16 protein-coding genes are annotated in these 18,280 nt (G+C 66.4%); 9 read left to right on the top strand and 7 right to left on the bottom strand.

From position 1 onward, the window contains the following. Positions 1–9: 9 nt before the first annotated feature. A complete protein-coding gene (locus tag ACSFBL_RS16695; RefSeq protein WP_435516894.1) occupies positions 10–432 on the bottom strand; it encodes a cupin domain-containing protein in 423 nt (140 codons plus the stop codon). Between the two features lie 221 nt (positions 433–653). Between ACSFBL_RS16695 and aroC the strand changes: the two genes are divergently transcribed. Further along, positions 654–1,778: a chorismate synthase gene (aroC, locus tag ACSFBL_RS16690; RefSeq protein ID WP_435516893.1), complete on the top strand. Its 1,125-nt coding sequence runs from the start codon at positions 654–656 to the stop codon at positions 1,776–1,778. 38 nt (positions 1,779–1,816) lie between these two features. Here the strand turns inward: aroC and ACSFBL_RS16685 are convergent, their stop codons facing one another. The 5 genes from ACSFBL_RS16685 to ACSFBL_RS16665 all read right to left on the bottom strand — a co-directional run bounded on the left by ACSFBL_RS16685 (position 1,817) and on the right by ACSFBL_RS16665 (position 7,673). Beyond that, the gene (locus ACSFBL_RS16685; RefSeq protein WP_435516892.1) at positions 1,817–2,743 is read right to left on the bottom strand and encodes a carbohydrate kinase family protein; all 927 of its coding nucleotides are present in this window, start codon (positions 2,741–2,743) and stop codon (positions 1,817–1,819) included. A 14-nt stretch (positions 2,744–2,757) separates the two neighbouring features. Next, positions 2,758–3,696: an ABC transporter substrate-binding protein gene (locus ACSFBL_RS16680; protein ID WP_435516891.1), complete on the bottom strand. Its 939-nt coding sequence runs from the start codon at positions 3,694–3,696 to the stop codon at positions 2,758–2,760. A gap of 156 nt (positions 3,697–3,852) precedes the next feature. Next, the gene (locus ACSFBL_RS16675) at positions 3,853–4,866 is read right to left on the bottom strand and encodes an ABC transporter permease subunit (RefSeq protein WP_435516890.1); all 1,014 of its coding nucleotides are present in this window, start codon (positions 4,864–4,866) and stop codon (positions 3,853–3,855) included. 22 nt (positions 4,867–4,888) lie between these two features. Beyond that, entirely contained in the window at positions 4,889–6,436 is a 1,548-nt protein-coding gene (locus ACSFBL_RS16670) for a sugar ABC transporter ATP-binding protein (protein WP_435516889.1), read from the bottom strand. Further along, the gene (locus tag ACSFBL_RS16665; protein WP_435516888.1) at positions 6,429–7,673 is read right to left on the bottom strand and encodes an ROK family protein; all 1,245 of its coding nucleotides are present in this window, start codon (positions 7,671–7,673) and stop codon (positions 6,429–6,431) included. The genes ACSFBL_RS16670 and ACSFBL_RS16665 overlap by 8 nt, the downstream gene beginning before the upstream one ends. 303 nt (positions 7,674–7,976) lie before the next feature. Between ACSFBL_RS16665 and ACSFBL_RS16660 the strand changes: the two genes are divergently transcribed. The 3 genes from ACSFBL_RS16660 (at position 7,977) to ACSFBL_RS16650 (ending at position 11,725) form a co-directional block, all read left to right on the top strand. After that, entirely contained in the window at positions 7,977–9,383 is a 1,407-nt protein-coding gene (locus ACSFBL_RS16660; RefSeq protein ID WP_435516887.1) for a selenium-binding protein SBP56-related protein, read from the top strand. Positions 9,384–9,406: 23 nt separating this feature from the next. Beyond that, positions 9,407–10,096 carry a hypothetical protein gene (locus ACSFBL_RS16655; RefSeq protein WP_435516886.1) on the top strand — a complete coding sequence of 230 codons (690 nt, stop codon included), beginning with the start codon at positions 9,407–9,409 and terminating at the stop codon, positions 10,094–10,096. A 219-nt stretch (positions 10,097–10,315) separates the two neighbouring features. Further along, positions 10,316–11,725, top strand: coding sequence for an MFS transporter (locus ACSFBL_RS16650; RefSeq protein ID WP_435516885.1), 1,410 nt, complete (start codon positions 10,316–10,318; stop codon positions 11,723–11,725). 25 nt (positions 11,726–11,750) lie between these two features. Here ACSFBL_RS16650 and ACSFBL_RS16645 read toward each other — a convergent pair whose 3' ends face one another. Next, positions 11,751–12,536 (bottom strand): IclR family transcriptional regulator domain-containing protein, encoded by a 786-nt coding sequence (locus ACSFBL_RS16645; protein ID WP_435516884.1) that lies wholly within the window; start codon positions 12,534–12,536, stop codon positions 11,751–11,753. A 182-nt stretch (positions 12,537–12,718) separates the two neighbouring features. On the opposite strand from ACSFBL_RS16645, the gene ACSFBL_RS16640 reads away from it, so the two are divergent. From ACSFBL_RS16640 to ACSFBL_RS16620, 5 genes are read left to right on the top strand one after another with little or no spacing between them, the layout of a single operon-like run. Beyond that, entirely contained in the window at positions 12,719–13,642 is a 924-nt protein-coding gene (locus ACSFBL_RS16640) for a shikimate dehydrogenase family protein (RefSeq protein ID WP_435516883.1), read from the top strand. A gap of 37 nt (positions 13,643–13,679) precedes the next feature. Continuing rightward, positions 13,680–15,026, top strand: coding sequence for an MFS transporter (locus ACSFBL_RS16635; protein ID WP_435516882.1), 1,347 nt, complete (start codon positions 13,680–13,682; stop codon positions 15,024–15,026). Continuing rightward, a complete protein-coding gene (locus ACSFBL_RS16630; RefSeq protein WP_435516881.1) occupies positions 15,026–16,528 on the top strand; it encodes a carboxylesterase/lipase family protein in 1,503 nt (500 codons plus the stop codon). Before ACSFBL_RS16635 ends, ACSFBL_RS16630 begins: the two co-directional genes overlap by 1 nt. A 26-nt stretch (positions 16,529–16,554) precedes the next feature. Next, the gene (locus ACSFBL_RS16625) at positions 16,555–17,442 is read left to right on the top strand and encodes a sugar phosphate isomerase/epimerase family protein (protein ID WP_435516880.1); all 888 of its coding nucleotides are present in this window, start codon (positions 16,555–16,557) and stop codon (positions 17,440–17,442) included. Continuing rightward, positions 17,439–18,272: a shikimate dehydrogenase family protein gene (locus tag ACSFBL_RS16620; RefSeq protein ID WP_435516879.1), complete on the top strand. Its 834-nt coding sequence runs from the start codon at positions 17,439–17,441 to the stop codon at positions 18,270–18,272. Before ACSFBL_RS16625 ends, ACSFBL_RS16620 begins: the two co-directional genes overlap by 4 nt. Positions 18,273–18,280 lie beyond the last annotated feature (8 nt).

Below are 18,280 nucleotides of genomic sequence, written 5' to 3'. Positions count from 1 at the left end.
TGGCAGGGCCTATTTCCAGGGCGTGGGCGCGGGCACTTCGCAGGCCGGCTCAACATCCACGCTCTTGAAGTCCGCGGGCGAGACGATTTCCAGGTACTCCATGTCCGGCGAGTAGTCGAAGAGGTAGTGGCGGATGCCGGGGCGCTGGTGGACGACGTCACCGGCCTCGACCAGCGTCTCCTTGTCTTCGTACATGAAGCGGGCCCAGCCCTTCACCATGATGACGATCTGGAAGTCCGCCTCGTGGCGGTGCCAGCCGGTGCCCGTTTCCGGTGCCATGTTGGCCTTGACGAGGTGCGCGATCACCTTGCCGTTGGTCGCTTCGGCGATGCCCAGGTCGCGGTACAGGAAGAAATCGCGCAACCCGCCGGAGACATAGTCGGTGTCGCCGGGCTTGACGTGGGAGAACTTCGTGTCGGTACGGTCCAGCATGTTCACGCTCCTCGAAGGGGTCAATGGATGTTGCGGCGCAGCACGCATAAATTGAACCAACCCCCAGGCTCGTGCACTTCGTGTCACTCTCCACCCCCTTGCAGGGGGCAACACCAGCCGACCGGCAAAGCCGGATCGGCGGTGTTTCTGGCTCCAAGCCCCTAAAGGGGTGCTGCGGTGGGCTGGTGGGAGGGGGACTGATTGTTGGGATAATCCGGCGCATGAGCGGCAATACCTTCGGCACACTTTTCGCGGTTACCAACTTTGGCGAATCTCATGGGCCCGCGATCGGATGCGTCATCGATGGCTGCCCGCCGGGGATGGCGTTGAGCGAGGCCGATATTCAGGGGGACCTGGATCGTCGCCGTCCGGGGACCAGTCGGCACGTGACGCAGCGCAACGAGCCGGATGCGGTGCAGATCCTCAGCGGGGTCTACGAAGGCAAGACGACCGGGACGCCGATCGCGCTGCTGATCCAGAACACGGACCAGCGGAGCAAGGACTATGGGCAGATCGCGCAGCAGTTCCGGCCGGGGCACGCCGACTTCACCTACTTCAAGAAATACGGCATTCGCGATCCGCGTGGCGGGGGCAGGTCGTCGGCGCGGCTGACAGCACCGATGGTGGCCGCGGGCGCGGTGGCAAAGAAGTGGCTGTACGAGAAGTACGGCACCGTCTTCCGCGGCTGCATGGCGCAGATCGGGGACATCGTGATCCCCTTCGAGAGCTGGGACCACGTGCCCAACAACCCCTTCTTCGCGCCCGTTTCCGATGTCTCGCAGCTGGAGGCCTACATGGACGCGCTGCGCAAGGCCGGCGATTCCTGCGGCGCGCGCATCCGCGTGACCGCGTCGAAGGTGCCGGTCGGTCTCGGCGAGCCGCTGTTCGACAAGATGGATTCCGACATCGCCTGGGCCATGATGGGCATCAATGCCGTCAAGGGCGTCGAGATCGGCGCCGGCTTCGCAAGCGTCACGCAGCGCGGCACCACGCATGGCGATTCGATCACGCCCGAAGGCTTCGTGACCAACAATTCGGGCGGCGTGCTCGGCGGCATCAGCACCGGGCAGGACCTCGAAGTGAGCATCGCGATCAAGCCGACCAGTTCGATCATCAGCCCGCGCCAGTCCGTCGACGTCAACAACCAGCCGGTCGAGGTCGTGACCAAGGGCCGTCATGACCCCTGTGTCGGCATCCGGGCGACGCCGATCGCCGAGGCGATGCTGGCGCTGGTTGTGATGGAGCACGCGTTGCGCAATCGCGCGCAGTGCGGCGACGTGAACGTGCGGCAGGAACAGCCGTCGTCCGGCAGCGAGTCCTCGTCACCCGAGTCTTCCTTCCTCTAGTGGAGAACCCTCGGTTCGACGCCTCCTGAGTGCGTCGATCAGTCGAGTTCGGCCCGACGCGGCATGTCCGCACCGCGACGCGAGCAGGTAATGGCCGCGGCGCGCGCGGCGAAGCGGAGCAGGGCGTCGAGCGATGCGCCATCCAGCGCCGACAGCGCATCGGGCGTGAGCGCATCGTGCTCGTCCAGCCAGGTCAGCAACGCCGCCTGGAAGGTATCGCCCGCGCCGACAGTGTCGACCACTTTCGTCTCCGGGGATGGCGCATCGGCCTGCGCGGTCCGTGTCCATGCGCTGGCGCCATGTCGGCCGCGCGTCACTGCCACCAGTGCGGCGCCTTGCGCGAGCCAGCGAGCGGCGATCTGCTCCGGCGTTTCGGCCGGATAGAGCAGGCCCAGGTCTTCGTCGCTGACCTTCACGAGGTGCGCGATCGACACCATCTGCTCGACCACCTCCCGCCAATGCGCAAGGTCGGGCTCGACGTTGAGACGCACGTTCGGGTCGTAGGCAATCAGCCGCCGTTCCCGCTCCCGCGCAGCCAGGGCGCGAAGGGCGCTCCCGACGGGCTCGACCGCCAGCGCATAGGAGCCGAACTGCAGCACGCGCGTGGCCGACGGCAGTGCGGGCAGCGTGTCGTGGGTGATCTGCCGGTCGGCCGCGCCGTTGCCGTGGAAGGCGTAACGCGGAACGCCGCTGGCATCGACGCTCACGACGCTGAGTGTGCTCGGCCCGTCGCTGCGAAGGATCAGCGACGTGTCGACGCCTTCGGCGCGAAGCGAGGCCAGCAGGCGCTCGCCAAGCGCGTCCGTCGACAGGCCGGTCAGGAAGGCGGCCGGACGCGCCAGCCGCGCGAGCCCTTGCGCCACGTTGAGCGGCGAGCCGCCGATGCGCGCGTCGAGCATCATCCCCGTGGGCGTGGACTCGCCCATGTAGACATCCATCAGCGCTTCGCCGCAGACCACGAACATGATGGATCTCCGGCTCAGCGGGGCGCTTGCCAGCCCTTGTAGTCCTTGACGTTCGCGCGCGTGATCAGCGTCGACGGCAGCAGCGTCATCTGCGACTCGGGCTTCTTGCCGTTCAGGATGTCGTGTCCGATCTCCACGGCCTTCTGCGCGATCATGTACGGATCCTGGCTGGCGGATGCCTGCACCTGCGTATCGCTCTTGAGCGCCGTCTCGATGTCCGGCGCGCCGTCGACCGACGTGATGACAATGTTCTTGCGGTTGAGCTGCTTGGCCGCGAGGTCCACGCCGATGGCCTGCGGGTCGTTGATGGCGAAGACGGCATCGACCTTCGGGAAGCGCGTCAGGTGGTTCTGCATCACGTTCAGGCCGCCTTCGCGCGAACCCTTCGCGTCCTGGTCATCCGAGAGCACCTTGATGTCGGGGTTCTTCTTGAGCACCGTCTTGCAGCCGTTGACGCGGTCGATCACGGCCGACACCTGGGGCCCGTTCTGGATGATCACGTTGCCCTTGCCGCCGAGCTTCTCGACGATGAACTGGCAGGCGATCTCGCCGGCCTGCACGTTGTTGGTCTGCACGGTCGCATCCGAGCCGTTCGCGGCCACGTCGACGCCGACCACCACGATGCCGGCCTTCTTCGCCTTGGTCAGCGCGGGTTCGATGGCCTTGGCGTCCACGGCGTTGACAAGGATCAGGTCCGCACCGGCGGAAATGAAGCCGTCGATCTGCGAGAACTGCTTGTTCAGGTCGTAGTCGGCCGACAGCGCCATGACCTTGACGCTCGGGTTGTAAGACTTGGCCTTCGCCTCCGCGCCCTTGGCGAGCGAGACGAAGAAGGGATTGCCCATCGAGCCGAGCGTGATGCCGACATTCTTGAATTCCTTCTGCTGGGCGTGTGCCACGGGCAGGGCGAAAGCGGCCGCAATGGCGGCGAGAGCAAAGAGTTTGTTGCGCATGAAAGTCTCCTGACGTTGGTGGTTGAAATGCTCAAAAGCGTGGGTCGAAAATTCGGGAAACACCGCGGAACCGGCTTCGCCGGGCCGCCGGTGTTGCCCCCTGCAAGGGGGTAGGCGAAGCGACACGAAGTGCGCGAAGCCTGGGGGTGGGCTCGTTCATGTCCTCGCCGAATCCTTACGGCGATATTTGTCGAGCGCGACGGCGCCGATGATCACGAGGCCCTTGACGATGTACTGCCAGATGTCCGAGACACCCATCAGGATCAGGCCGTTGGTGAGTACCGCGATGATGAGCGCGCCGATCAGCGTGCCCAGGATCGAGCCGGTGCCGCCCACGAAGCTGGTACCGCCAAGGATCACCGCCGCGATCGCGTCGAGTTCGTACGAGGCGCCGAGCTGCAGTCCGTTGGCCGCATAGAGCCGTGCCGAGGCCATGACGCCGCCGAGTCCCGAGAGCAGCCCCGAGGTGCAATACACGAACAGCAACACCGCCCAGACCTTGATGCCTGCAAGGCGCGCGGCCTCCGGGTTGCCGCCGACCGAATAGATGTTCAGTCCCAGCACCGTACGCCGGAGGATGAACCACGACAGCGCCACCACCGCGAACGCGATGATCACGAGCCAGGGAATGCCCAGCACTTCGCCGTTGCCGATGAAGGCAAAGGGCAGCTGCGGGTTGAACACCGTCGTGTCGTTGCCGATCAGCCGCGCGATGCCACGTACCGCGGTGAGCGAGCCCAGCGTGACGATGAAGGGCGGCAGCTTGATGAAGGCGATCAGCACGCCGTTGATCAGTCCGAACAGCAGGCCGCAGGCCAGCCCGCCCGCGATGCCCAGCATGCCGAACTGGGGAAAGTTCGACACCAGCATCGCCACCACCGCCGACGCGGCCAGGATGGAGCCGACCGACAGGTCGATGCCGCCCGTCAGGATCACGAAGGTCATGCCGGCCGCAAGCACGATGTTGATCGAGGCCTGCTGCGTCATGATCGACAGGTTCTGCAGGCTGAAGAAGTTCTCGCTCGCGAAGCTGAAGCCGATGCACAGCAGGATGAGCACCGGCAGCATGCCGAGGGCGCGGATGATTTCCTTGCCCGTGGCGCCGCGCAGCGCGGAGGGCAGGGCGGGGTTCTCGGTCGCCGGAATGGCGGGCGATGTCTGCTTGGTCATTGCATGTCTCCTGTGGGCCGTCTCAGTGCAGCGTCGGGGTGTGGGTGGGAACCGCGCCGGTGGCGAGCGCGACGATGTTTTCCTGGGTGATGGCCTGTCCGCTGTCGCCGCCGACCTCGCCGACGAGGTGGCCTTCGCGCATCACGATCACGCGGTCGCAGATGCCGACCACTTCAGCCAGTTCGCTGGAAATCACGAGCACCGCGACGCCGCGCCGTGCGAGTTCGTCGATGAGGCGATAGATCTCGCTCTTGGCGCCGATGTCGACGCCGCGTGTCGGCTCATCGAGGATGAGCACGCGCGGGGCGAGTTCGAGCAGGCGGGCGAGCAGCACCTTCTGCTGGTTGCCGCCCGAGAGCGAACCGACATTGACGCGGGCCGAGGCCACGCGGATCGACAGCTGGGCGATCGCGTCGCGCGCCCGCTGTGCCGCCCGCTTGCCGTCCATCACGCCGCCTGCGTTCGCATCGCGGGGGCACACCATCACGTTGATGTTGTCGCGCACCGAAAGGTCGAGGAACAGGCCTTGTCCCTTGCGATCCTCGGTGAGATAGAGGATGCCGGAGCGGATCGCGTCGATGGGCTTGGTGATGTTCAGCACCGCGCCCGCGCCGTTCAGCGATACGTCGCCGCCGGTGCGCGGGTCGGCGCCAAAGATCAGCCGGGCCAGCTCGGTGCGGCCGGCACCGACCAGTCCGGCCAGCCCGAGCACTTCGCCCGAATGCAGCTCGAAGCTGCAGCCGTGCACGCGCCGCCCATCGCTGAGCCCGCGCACCGTCAGCGCCTTGGCGCCGGTGTGCTGGCCGTGATGCTCCTTGCGGTAGAAGCCCGACAGGTCGCGGCCCACCATCATCTTGACGAGCTTGTCGCGCGACAGTTCGGCGCGGTTCAGCGTGCCGACGTAGGTGCCGTCGCGCAGCACGGTGACCTCGTCGGCGAGCTCGTCGATCTCGTCCATGCGGTGGCTGATGTAGAGGATCGCGAGGCCTTCGTCGCGCAGGCGGCGGATGAGCACGAACAGGCGGTCGGTCTCGTGCGTCGAGAGTGGCGTGGTGGGTTCGTCCATCACCAGGATGCGGCAATCGAAATGCACCGCGCGGGCGATTTCCACGAGTTGCCGCTGTGCGATCGAGAGCGTCGCCACGCGTGTCGCGGCGACGAAGTCCGCGCCGAGCCGCTGCAGGGTGGCTTCGCAGGCGTTCGACATGCCGGCGCGGTCGACCAAGCCGCCGCGGCGCAGGGGCCGGCCCATGTAGATGTTCTCGGCCACGGTCAGGTTGGGCGCCAGGCTGAGCTCCTGGTAGATCACCGACACGCCCAGGTTCTTGGCCGCAAGAGGGCCATCGATGTGCACCGGCTTGCCGTCGATCAGGATCTCGGCGCCGGGGTCGGGCATGTAGGCACCCGACAGGACTTTCATCAGCGTCGACTTGCCGGCGCCGTTCTCGCCCATCAGTGCGTGCACGTGGCCGGCGCGGGCGCTGAGCCGGACATCCTGCAGCGCCTTGACGCCCGGAAAGGTTTTCGAGATCTTGCGCAGCTCTAGCAGCGCGGCGGGGGATTCAGGCATTGGCCGTCTCCTTGTTGGCGGGGTGTGGGCGGCCGCGCAGCACGTCGGCGCGCGGCGAGAAATTGAAGAACATGGGCAGGCTTGCCGCCCCGATCGCGCCGGCATCGGCGCGGAAGGTGCCACGAAGGATGCGAGGGGTCTGCCGGGCTTCGGGCGCGATCAGGCGTAGGCCGGAGTCGATGCGCTTCATCAGGTCGCCGACGATGCCGTTGTCGATGTCGCAGTCGATCACCACGGCGGGCAGGTCCAGCACGGCAAGCGACGCGCGAAGGGAGGGCACCAGCGCGTCGACGCAGTCGTCGAGCCATTCGAGCACTTCGACGCGACCGGATTTGACGCAGGCCTCGAGGTCGGCGTGGCCCTTGATCGCGATGCCGTGATGCCGCAGATGGCGCGCGAGCGAGTTGAGCGACGCGCGCGAGAGAAGGATGTCCCAGGGCCGGTCGGGCACCGGCGCCGATGCCAGGCGGCTGGGCGGTACAGGCATCAGCCCGAGGTCGGCTGCATTGCCGCTGCTGCCGCGCAGGCTCTCGCCGCCGATCACCGCGCCGGCGCCGAGGGCCGCGCCGATGAAGACGTAGAGGAAGTCGTTCTCCTCGCGGCCGACGCCGAAGAAGGTCTCGGCGATCGCTGCGGCGTTGCCGTCGTTTTCCTTGAAGACCGGCTGTTCCACGGCCTGCGACAGCAAGGTGTCGAAGTCGACTTCGTCCCAGACGCGGAAGTCCGCCTTGAGGTCGAGTTCACGCAGCCAGCTGCCGAGGTTGTAGGGCTGCGCCAGGCCGACGCCCATGAGCCGGCGGCGTTGCGCCGGGGCGAGCACGGTCATCATCCGGCCGACGTCCTTTCGAACCAGCTTGAGCGCCTCGTCGGGGTGGGGCAGCAGCAGGTCGTGCGCCTCGCGTGCCAGGATCTTGCCGCCGAGGTCGATCAGCACGGTTTCGATGCTGGTGCGGTCGAGGCGGACGCCGATGCCGTAGGCGCCCTCGGGATTGATGCGGTAGAGCCCCGCGGGCTGGCCACGCTGGCCTTCCTGGCGGCGGCCTGCGGCTTCGATCAGCCGCGATTCCTCCAGCGACTGCACGATGCTGCCGACGGCCGTGTTCGTCAACTGGGCCCAGCGCGCCAGATCCGCCTTCGATGCCTCGCCCGCACGACGCAGACGCTGCAGCAGCGTCCGCTCGTTGTAGAGGCGGAGGTTGACCGAATTCGTGCCACGACCGGGACCCGCGGATTTCACTGATTTGTCTCCTTGCCACCCCGGCTGGACCGCGGCGCCATTAATTAATTCAAGTTGAATAAATGGTAGGAGCGAGCCCGGCGAAGGCGTCGAGGGTTAACCCGGGAAAATGCAAGAAAGTATGTATTCGGGCCCTTGGGGCCGCCCGAGCGAAGCGTCGGCGTCATCACGGTATCGATGCGCCATCCGTGATGCATTCAGGGGCTACCGTCCGTCGTCGGCCGCGCGCATACTGGCGCGCTGCCGGGCCAGCGCCTAAGTCGGGAGCTGGCCGTCGCGTCGTCATTTCTGCAGGAGCCCGCCATGCTCGAATCGCTGCGAACCGACCCCACTTTCCATCCCTCTCCGCGCCTCGCGATGGAAGCCGAGCCCGAGCGCATCGCCTATACGGCGCTACTCTCACCCGACGCCTCCCGGCCGGATGCATTGGCCGTCGTCGACGTCGACCCGACTTCCAGGACCTACGGCACCGTGCTGCATCGGCTGGACATGCCGAACCGGGGCGACGAGTTCCATCACTTCGGCTGGAACGCCTGCAGTTCGGCGCTGTCGCCGATGTCGGGTCATGCCTTCCTGAAACGGCGCTACCTGATCATCCCCGGCATACGCTCTTCGCGCGTCTACGTCGTGGACACGCAACCCGATCCGACGCGCCCGACGATCGTGCGAACGATCGAGCCCGAGGAAGTGATCCGCAAAACCGGTTATTCGCGTCCGCACACGGTGCACTGCGGACCCGAAGGCCTCTACATCAGCACGGTCGGCGGTGCTGGCGCCGATGGAACGGACGGCCCGCCAGGCGTGTTTTTGATGGATTGCGAAAGTTTCGAGGTGCTCGGCAAGTGGGAGATCGACCGCGGGCCGCAGAAGCTCCATTACGACTTCTGGTGGAACCTGCCACGCGACTACATGGTGTCCGGCGAATGGGCACTGCCGCCGCAGATCGAGAACGGCATCGTGGCCGAAGACCTGCTGGCCAATCGCTACGGCCATCAGCTTCACTTCTGGGAACTGCGCGCGCGTCGTCACGTGCAGACCATCGACCTGGGTGCCAACCACCAGATGGCGCTTGAGATCCGGCCCGCACATGATCCGACGCGCGAATACGGCTTCGTCGGCGTGGCGATCGATACCACGAACCTCGAGGCCTCAATCTGGACCTGGTGGCGTGAGGGCGGCAAATTCCACGCGAAGAAAACCGCGGTGGTCTCGCCTGAGCCGGCCGACGCGGCCTTGTTGCCCGACCTGCTCAAGGGCTTCGGCGCCGTGCCGCCGCTGATCAGCGACATCGACCTCTCGCTGGACGATCGATTCCTCTACGTGGCGTGCTGGGGCACCGGTGAATTGCGCCAGTACGACGTGTCGGACCCGATGAATCCGCGTCTGGCCGGCAGCGTGCGCATCGGCGGCATCGCGAAGCACACGCCGCATCCGAACGGGTCGGCCTTCGGCGGCGGCCCGCAGATGACCGAGATCAGCCGCGACGGCAAGCGCGTGTACTTCACCAACTCGCTCTACAGCAAGTGGGACGCCCAGTTCTATCCCGACGGCATACCGGGGCGGCAGGTGATGTGCAACGTCGGCAAGGACGGCGGCATCGAACTCGACCCGAAGTTCGTCGTCGATTTCGGCGCGGAATACGGCGCGCACCAGATCCGTCTGCAGGGCGGCGACTGCTCGACCGATTCCTTCTGCTATCCGTCGGCCTGAGACGGGCCGATGCGGGGTTGCGCATGAGCACCGCCGCAACGGTCTCCCTCTGGGCGGGCGTGGTGGCGATCGGCGTCTTCCACGGCCTGAATCCGGCCATGGGCTGGCCGCTGGCGGTCGCCAATGGGCTGGGTGAAAAGCGCAACGCCGCCGTCCTGGCCACGTGGGTGCCGCTGGGCGTCGGCCACCTGCTCGCGATGGCGCTCGTGCTCGTGCCGTTCGCCATGCTCGCGTGGATGCTGCAATGGGGGCAGGAGATCCGCATCGGCATCGGCGCGCTGGTGATGCTGTTCGGCGTGTCGCGGCTCGTGCTGCCGCATCGCCATCGATGGGCGGGGCGCATCCGCCCGACGCAACTGGCGCTGTGGTCCTTCCTGATGGCGACCGCGCACGGCGCCGCGCTGATGCTGTTGCCGATCCTCCTCGGACTGTGCGAGCCGCTGTCGGCCGGCGCGACGGAAGGCGCGGCCCTTCCGGTCTTCGACCACTCGTCCATGATGGCCTTGATGCGCTCAAGCGTGGGCATCGCCGTGACCGTGTCCCTCGTTCACAGCGTCGCGATGATCGGCTCGGGGCTGGGTATTGCCTGGATCGTCTATCGCTTTCTCGGCCTGCGGGTCCTGCGCACGGCCTGGATCGATCTCGACGCGGTCTGGGCCATGGCGTTGATCGCGTCGGGCGCCGCCGCCATCGCGACGGCGATCTTCTCCTGACCGGCGACCGCCCGACCGCCGACGGTCGGGACAAACCCTGACTGCGTACGAATACTGGACAGACGCGTTCGATGATCGATCGTACGACCGTCGCGCAGCATTGTCGGGAAGTCGAGCTCGCCTCACAGTCGCGGCTCAGTCAACGGTGATCGCACGGCGACTGATTTCCGTCCCGATTTCTTGCAGACCCATTCGAACCCACCCCTATCGGAGAGACAAATGAGCAACCCCAAGGATCACGAGCCGAAAGGCCGACACCAGTCCAGCAAGGCCGCCGCCAGCGGCTGGATCGGCTCGGCGCTGGAGTACTACGACTTCTTCATCTACGCCACCGCGGCTTCGTTGATCTTTCCGCAGATCTTCTTTCCGTCGGGCAATCCGAGCATCGCGATCATCGCGTCGCTCGCCACCTATGGCGTCGGCTACATCGCGAGGCCCATCGGCGCCTTCGTGCTCGGGCACTGGGGTGACACGCGCGGTCGCAAGCACGTACTCATCGTTTGCATGTTCCTGATGGGTTTCTCGACCATCGCGGTCGGCCTGCTGCCGACGTACTCGCAAGTCGGCCTGCTCGCACCGGCCCTGCTCGTCGTGTTGCGCCTCATCCAGGGCTTCGCCGTCGCCGGTGAAATCTCCGGCGCCAGCTCGATGATCCTCGAGCACGCGCCTTTCGGCCGTCGCGGCTTCTTCGCCAGCTTCAGCCTGCAGGGCGTGCAGGCCGGGCAGATCCTGGCCGCCGCCGTGTTCCTGCCCCTCGCGCACTACATGCCGCAGGATGCCTTCCTCTCGTGGGGCTGGCGCATTCCGTTCCTGCTGAGCTTCGTGGTGATCGTCGCGGGCTACATCATTCGTCGCGAGGTCGACGAGACGCCCGCCTTCGCGGAAGAGGCCCGCGAGGGCGTCGTGCAGAAGGCGCCGATCGTCGAGGCGCTCACCAACAGCTGGCGCGACATGCTCCGCGTGGTCTGCGCGGCCCTGATGAATGTCATCCCCGTGGTCGCGACGGTCTTCGGCGCAGCCTATGCGGTGCAACCCGCCTACGGCATCGGCTTCGAGAAGGACATCTACCTCTGGATTCCGGTGCTGGGCAACATCCTGGCCGTGCTCGTCATCCCCTACGTCGGCAACCTATCCGACAAGATCGGCCGCAAGCCGCCCATCATCATCGGCGCGCTCGGCTCCGGGCTGCTGTCCTTCGGCTACCTCTATGCGATCAGCATCCACAACGTGCCGATGGCGATCGTCATGTCGCTGCTCATGTGGGGCATCGTCTACCAGGGCTACAACGCCGTGTTCCCGAGCTTCTATCCCGAACTGTTCCCGACGCGTTCGCGCTGCTCGGCCATGGCCATCTCGCAGAACCTCGGCACCGCCGTCACCGCCTTGCTGCCCGCACTCTTCGTCGCCGTGGCGCCTCCCGGCGCGGCCAACATCCCGCTGACGATCGGCGCACTCACCTTCGGCATCACGATCATCTCGGCGCTGGCCGTGCTAAGCGCCCGCGAAACGTACCGCATCCACATGAAGGACCTCGGCAATCCGAATGCGGTGCCGGTCCCCAAGGCGGACTACGAGCAGATGCGCGAGCAGACCCTGTCGGATGCGAGGTTGGCCAAGGCCGTTGCCTGAGAGGGCGCTGCGCAGGCGGGCGGGGTCAGATCAGACTCCGCATCGCCTGCGCGGTTTCGCGCAAGACCGGCAAGACGCGGGCGACCGCGTCTTCGCTGCTTTCATGACCCATCGGCATCGTCACGTTCAGCGCCCCGACCAGATCGCCATGACGGTCCCGCAGCGGCACCGCGATGCCGCGCGAGTTGAGGTCCAGCTGCTGCTCCGACAGCGCCCAGCCCTGGGCTCGGATGCGCGCGAGTTCGAGCTTCATCCGCTCCTTGCTCGCGATGGTGTGCGAAGTGAACACCGCCAGTTCATGGGTCTCCAGCCAGGCCACGCGTTCCTCGTCGCTGCGCATCGCCAGCATCAGCATCCCCGATGCCGTCACCTGCGCTGGCACGCGCGCTCCCAGCACGTAGCCGGTGCTCATGCTGCGGTTGGGGCCGTTGCGCGCGATGTAGACCACTTCATCGCCATCCATCACGCTCAGGTAGGCGATCTCGTGCGTGCCGGCCGCGACGCGCTGGAGGAAGGGCTGCACGATGCGCGGCAGCCCTGCGGATTCGAGATAGGACTGGCCGAGCCGCAGCACGCGCGGGGTGAGCCAGAAGAGCTTGCCGTCGCACGCCACATAACCCATGTGCTGCAGCGTGAGCAGGTAGCGCCGCGCCGCGGTGCGGGTCATCCCCGTGCGCTGACCTGCCTCGCTGGCGGTCATGCGCGGGTGCGCGTCGTCGAAGGCTTCGATGATCGAGACGCCTCGCTCCAGCCCGGCGATCCAGTCGCGCTTGTCGAGGCCCGGCGGGGCAGGGGACAGGTCTGTACTCATGGGACGGCTCCGGCAGATCTGGGGGATACCCTCAATTCGTCCGATTATCGATCATAGCTGGTCGATAATCGAGTTTTTGTCAACCGATTCGCAGCCACCGCGGCGCATGGGCAACTACATTAGCGGCGCTTCCTTTCGAATCGCGCGATAGTCGAACATCCCGAAGAAGCGAGACACGATTCATGTTCCCACCCATCGTCGGCAGCACGGCCCTCTATCTCCTCCCCGGAGACCCGGTGAAGAACGTGCGCCTGCCGCGCATGTTCAATGCGGTGTTCGAGCGTTTCGGCATCGACGCCGTGATGGCGCCCGTTCAGGTGCCGCGCCGTGACCTGGCGGTGTTCGTCAAGGCGGCGTTCCTCGCCAGGAACGTGCGCGGCATGGCGATCGCGCCGCCGCACAAGCCGTTGCTGGTCGACCTGCTCGACGGCTGCGGGCTGTTCGGCCGCGTGGCGGGATCGGTCAACGTCGTGCGTCGCATCGACAACGGCGAACTCGAAGGCGACCTGTTCGACGGCGAGGGCCTGATCGGCGCACTGGACCGCTACAACATCCCATTCCGCGGCAAGCGCGTGTTGATCCTCGGTGCCGGTGTCAGCGCAGCGGCGATCGGCGTGGCGCTGGCCGAGGGCGGCACGGTCAACGGTGCCGAGCACATCGCCTTCTACGACACCGCGGCCGGCAAGGCCGCCGGCGTAGCGGCCAAGCTCGATTCATTCTTCGATGCGAACACCGTCGCCGTCGACAGCAACGATCCGGCGGGCTACGACCTCGTCGTCAATGCGACCTCGCTCGGCCTGTCGCCCGACGACGCGCTCCCCGTCGACGTCGCCCGCATGGAGGCGCACGCCGCCCTGTTCGACATCCTGTTGCGCAACCAGCCCACGCCGCTGGTGCGCGCCGCGCGCGAGCGCGGTCTCAACGCGCAGGCCGGCTTCGAGATGCTGATCCAGCAGATGCCGCACTACCTCGATTTCTTCGGGCACAAGGACGCGGCGAATGGCGTTCGCCACGACGCGGACTTCCTGCGCGAACTCATCTACCCGGCCGCGATGGCCCAGGAAATTCACCACCCGTTGCGCTACCACTCGGCCAGTGTGGCCTGAGAGCGCTTTTCGCCATTACAAGGAGAGGCAAAGAACCATGGCCATCACGATGAGCCCCGCCGACGCATCCCGGTCGCTTGAACCCGAGGTCGTCAAGACACCCAGGAAGGCCGCTTTCGCAAGCTGGATCGGGAGTGCCGTCGAGTACTACGATTTCTTCATCTACGGCACCGCGGCCGCGCTGGTGTTCGGCAAGATCTTCTTTCCGTCTGTCGACCCCAAGCTCGCCACGGTGGCGGCCTTCGCGACCTTCGGCGTGGGCTACATCACGCGGCCGATCGGCGCCTTCTTCATGGGCCATATCGGCGACAAGTTCGGCCGCAAGAAGGTGCTGACCTTCACGCTGCTGCTGATGGGCATCTCGACCTTTCTCATCGGTGCCTTGCCCACCTACAACCAGGTCGGCATGGCCGCGCCGATCCTGCTGGTGATCCTGCGCCTGCTGCAGGGACTATCTGCCGCGGGCGAACAGGCCGGCGCCAATTCGATGACGCTGGAGCATGCGCCCGACCATCGCCGTGCCTTCTTCACGAGCTTCACGCTGAGCGGCACGCAGATGGGCTTCATCCTGGCGACGATCGTGTTCCTGCCGATTTCCGCGTTGCCCGAGGACCAGTTGCTGTCCTGGGGCTGGCGCGTCCCGTTCTTCCTGAGCGCGGTCGTCGTGGCGGTCGGCTTCTGGGTTCGGCGCACGTTGCCCGAGACGCCGGCGTTCAAGGAAGAGTCGGATGCCAACGAGACGGTCAAGCTGCCCGCGGCCGTCCTGTTCCGCGACCACACGCCCGCCGTGCTGCGCGTGATCTTCGGCGCGCTGGTGTCGGTCGTGAGCACGATCTTCGGCCTGTTCGTGCTCTCCTATGCCGTGAACACGGTGCACATTCCGCGCGCCACGATGCTCACGCTGCTGGTGTGCTCCAACGTCGTCGCGTTGGCTGCGATCCCGCTGTGGGCCATTCTGTCCGACCGCATCGGCCGCAAGCCGGTCTTCATCTTCGGCGCGCTGGGCTGCGCGGTGCTGATCTGGCCGACGCTATGGGCCATCAGCAAGGGCGATCTCACGCTGATCTTCGTGTTCGGCCTGCTGACTTCCGGCATCGTCTACAGCGCGGCGAACGCCATCTGGCCGTCGCTCTACGGCGAGATGTTCGACACCCGCGTGCGTCTCTCCGGCATGGCCATCGGTACGCAGATCGGCTTCGCGCTCGGCGGCTTCGCGCCGACCATCAGCGCGGCGATCATGGGCGAAGGCCCGAACGGCTGGATGCCCGTGGCCGCGCTGACGTCCATCTCCGCGGTCATCGCCGCGATCTCCATCTCGACGGCGCGTGAGACCTACAAGGTGCCGATGCACGAACTCGGCAAGAACCCGAAGGCGAAGATCTGATGCAGCGCGATTCCCTCCAGACGTTGGCTGCAGACTCTGCCGACAACACGGTGCGAGTCGACGGCGGCCTGCTGGCCGGCGTGTCCGATGCAGCGACGGGCGTGCGCGCCTACCTCGGCGTTCCGTTTGCCGCGCCGCCGGTCGGCGACTTGCGCTGGCGTGCGCCGGCACCGGTGGTGGCCTGGGAGGGTGTCCGGCTGGCCGATCGCTTCGCGCCGCAATGCGTGCAGCCGGGCCGTGCGGCCGACTCGGTCTACGCCGAGTTCGCCGGCACGCAGGCGATGAGCGAAGACTGTCTCTACCTGAACGTGTGGACGCCGGCGAAGACGCCGGGCGAAGCGCTGCCCGTCATGGTGTGGATCCATGGCGGCGCTTTCCAGCAGGGATCCGCGGCCAACCCGGTCTTCGTGCGCGGCGACCTGCCGCAACAGGGCGTGGTACTGGTCACCATCAACTACCGTCTCGGTCCCTTCGGCTTCCTGGCGCATCCCGAATTGAGCGCGGAAGCGGGAGGCACGTCGGGCAACTACGGGCTGATGGACATGGCAGCGGCCTTGCGCTGGGTCCAGCGCAACATCGCGGCCTTCGGTGGCGATCCCGGGATAGTGACGGTCTTCGGCCAGTCCGCCGGAGCCCACGGTGTCATCGCACTGATGGCATCTCCCGAAGCGCAGGGCCTCTTCAAACACGCTATCGCGCAGAGCTTCGGCATCAGCCCCACGGGGAGTCTGGCCAAAGCGGAGGAGCGTGGCGTGCATTTCGCCGGGGGCGCGGGCACGATCGCGTCGCTGCGCGCCTTGAGCGCCGACGCAGTGCTCGAACGCTACCTTGCGCAGTCCTCGCGGTTCATGCCGATTGCCGATGGCAAGTTCCTGCCCAAGCCGCTGGCCGACATCTTTGCCGCGGGCGAGCAGCAGGCGGTGCCGCTGCTGACCGGCTGGAACCGCGATGAAGGCACCACCTTTCCTGCTGCTTCCAATGCCGAGGCCTTCCGGGCGCAATTGCGCACGCGCTTCGGCGAGCGGGCCACGGCAGCCGAAGCGCTCTATCCGGCAGGCAGCGACGCGGAAGCCGTGAAGTCGAGCAGGGCGCTGTTCGGCGATGAACTCTTCGCAGGCGGTGTGCATGCCGCTGCGCGTGCGCAGGCGCCCGTCGCGCCCACCTACCTCTATTACTTCGCGCACATGCAACCCTTCAAACCCGGCCAGGCCTATCGCGAAGCCGATCCTGCGACGGAACTCGGGGTGTTTCACAGTTCCGAGTACCCCTACGTCTTCGGCACCACCCGCGAACTCACGCGGGACTGGTGCCAGGAAGACGATCGCGTGACCGCGCTGATGCAGGCCTACTGGTGCCAGTTCGCGAAGACGGGCAACCCCAACGTCGATGGCCTTCCGCATTGGCCTACGTTCGACGACACCCGTCCCACGATGCTCGAAATCAAGCCCGAACCCGAACTCGTCGACGTGCCGCGCCGCGCGCACCTTGCATTCATCGCCTGACACCGCCCTTCACGACAGAGAGATCCATGGCCATTGCACTCGACCGCTTCGGCTTCAACACCGTCACCATGGGCGGAGAACTCGGCCACAAGCTCGAGTGCATGAAGGCGGCCGGTTTCGCGGGCGTGGAGTTGTGGGCGCGCGACCTCATCAACCACCCGGCGGGCGTCGAGAAGGCTGCGCAACTGGTGAAGGCCAGCGGCCTGAAGGTCACCGATTTCCAGCCCCTGCGTGATTTCGAATGCGCGCCCGACGCCATGCGCCCGCACCGCCTCGAAATGGCGCGCGAGCAGCTGCGGCAGATGGCGCTGGTCGACACGGACCTCCTGCTGTGCTGCTCGACGACGTCCCCGCTCGCCATCGACGACCCCGACCGTGCGGCCGAGGACCTGCGCACCCTCGCCACCCTGGCCGCGCCGCTCGGCATCCGCATCTGCTACGAGGCGCTCTCCTGGGGCCGCCACACGAACCGCTGGCACCAGGCCTGGGACATCGTGCGCCGCTGCGACCGCGAGAACGTCGGCCTGAACCTTGACTTCTTCCACATGTCGGTGCACGGTGACGACACGCCGGAGACGCTGGCGCAACTGGCGGAGGTGCCGGTGGAGAAGATCTTCCTGGTGCAGCTCGCCGACTACTTCTTCGAATACAGCGATCGCCAGGCCGACATGATCGAACTCCCCCGCCACCAGCGCCTGTTTCCGGGCGAGGGACTGCACGACGCGCGCGACATGGTGCAGTTGCTGGAGGACAAGGGGTATCGGGGCCGCTACACCTTCGAAGTGTTCAACGACGACTACGTGAATTCCGACCCCATGGTCATCGGCCAGCGCGCCATGAAGAGCGCGCGCTGGATCAGCGAATCGCATGTGACCGGCGGTGTGCCGGCGTATGCCCACGAAGGAACATCATGATCTCCGGCAAGACCACCCTCATCGCCCACCTGGGCTATCCCACGGAGAGCTTCAAGGCTCCCATGATCTACAACCCCTGGTTCGACAAGCAGGGCATCGATGCGGTCGTGATGCCGATGGGCGTCAAGGCCGAGGACTACGCCGGGGTGCTGGCCTCGGTGTTCCGCCTCACCAACATCCGCGGTGCGCTGGTGACCATGCCGCACAAGATCACGACCATGTCGCTGGTCGACGAAGTCACGCCCACCGCGAAGATCGCCGGCGCATGCAACGCGATCCTGAAACGGCCCGACGGCACTTTGCTAGGTGACCAGTTCGATGGCGCGGGTTTCGTGCGCGGCGTGCTGCGCAAGGGGCGCCCGCTCGATGGCGCACGCGTGCTCGTGTCGGGCAGCGGTGGCGTGGGCTCGGCCATCGCGGCATCGCTGGCTGCGGCCGGTGTCGCCGAGATGGCGCTCTACGATGCGCACGCCGCATCGTCGGAGGCGCTTGCGGGACGGCTGCGCACGCACTATCCCAAGCTGAAGGTCACCACCGGGTCGAGCGATCCGGCCGGCTTCGACGTCATCGTCAATGCCACGCCGCTCGGCATGAAGGAGGACGACCCGATGCCTTTCGACGTCGCCCGCATCGCGCCGACCACCTTCGTCGGCGAAGTCGTGATGAAGAGCGAATACACGCCGCTCCTGCGCGCCGTGCGCGACAAGGGTTGCATGGTGCAGGTCGGCACCGACATGCTGTTCGAGATGATCCCGGCGTACCTTGAATTCTTCGGCTACGGCACTGCCACGCCGGAAGAGCTTCGCGCCGTCGCCACGCTCGCCTACTGATTACCCCC

The organism is Variovorax glacialis, assembly GCF_051216375.1.
Classification (GTDB): domain Bacteria; phylum Pseudomonadota; class Gammaproteobacteria; order Burkholderiales; family Burkholderiaceae_C; genus Variovorax.
Note: the sequence above shows the minus strand (reverse complement) of the source record. Positions and strands in the feature narration are given on the sequence as shown.

Excerpts from the sequence above, each read along its gene's own strand:
- ACSFBL_RS16695 (WP_435516894.1), bottom strand. The coding sequence starts at position 432 with ATGCTGGACCGTACCGACACGAAGTTCTCCCACGTCAAGCCCGGCGAC.
- aroC (WP_435516893.1), top strand. The coding sequence starts at position 654 with ATGAGCGGCAATACCTTCGGCACACTTTTCGCGGTTACCAACTTTGGC.
- ACSFBL_RS16685 (WP_435516892.1), bottom strand. The coding sequence starts at position 2,743 with ATGTTCGTGGTCTGCGGCGAAGCGCTGATGGATGTCTACATGGGCGAG.
- ACSFBL_RS16680 (WP_435516891.1), bottom strand. The coding sequence starts at position 3,696 with ATGCGCAACAAACTCTTTGCTCTCGCCGCCATTGCGGCCGCTTTCGCC.
- ACSFBL_RS16675 (WP_435516890.1), bottom strand. The coding sequence starts at position 4,866 with ATGACCAAGCAGACATCGCCCGCCATTCCGGCGACCGAGAACCCCGCC.
- ACSFBL_RS16670 (WP_435516889.1), bottom strand. The coding sequence starts at position 6,436 with ATGCCTGAATCCCCCGCCGCGCTGCTAGAGCTGCGCAAGATCTCGAAA.
- ACSFBL_RS16660 (WP_435516887.1), top strand. The coding sequence starts at position 7,977 with ATGCTCGAATCGCTGCGAACCGACCCCACTTTCCATCCCTCTCCGCGC.
- ACSFBL_RS16655 (WP_435516886.1), top strand. The coding sequence starts at position 9,407 with ATGAGCACCGCCGCAACGGTCTCCCTCTGGGCGGGCGTGGTGGCGATC.
- ACSFBL_RS16650 (WP_435516885.1), top strand. The coding sequence starts at position 10,316 with ATGAGCAACCCCAAGGATCACGAGCCGAAAGGCCGACACCAGTCCAGC.
- ACSFBL_RS16645 (WP_435516884.1), bottom strand. The coding sequence starts at position 12,536 with ATGAGTACAGACCTGTCCCCTGCCCCGCCGGGCCTCGACAAGCGCGAC.
- ACSFBL_RS16640 (WP_435516883.1), top strand. The coding sequence starts at position 12,719 with ATGTTCCCACCCATCGTCGGCAGCACGGCCCTCTATCTCCTCCCCGGA.
- ACSFBL_RS16635 (WP_435516882.1), top strand. The coding sequence starts at position 13,680 with ATGGCCATCACGATGAGCCCCGCCGACGCATCCCGGTCGCTTGAACCC.
- ACSFBL_RS16630 (WP_435516881.1), top strand. The coding sequence starts at position 15,026 with ATGCAGCGCGATTCCCTCCAGACGTTGGCTGCAGACTCTGCCGACAAC.
- ACSFBL_RS16625 (WP_435516880.1), top strand. The coding sequence starts at position 16,555 with ATGGCCATTGCACTCGACCGCTTCGGCTTCAACACCGTCACCATGGGC.
- ACSFBL_RS16620 (WP_435516879.1), top strand. The coding sequence starts at position 17,439 with ATGATCTCCGGCAAGACCACCCTCATCGCCCACCTGGGCTATCCCACG.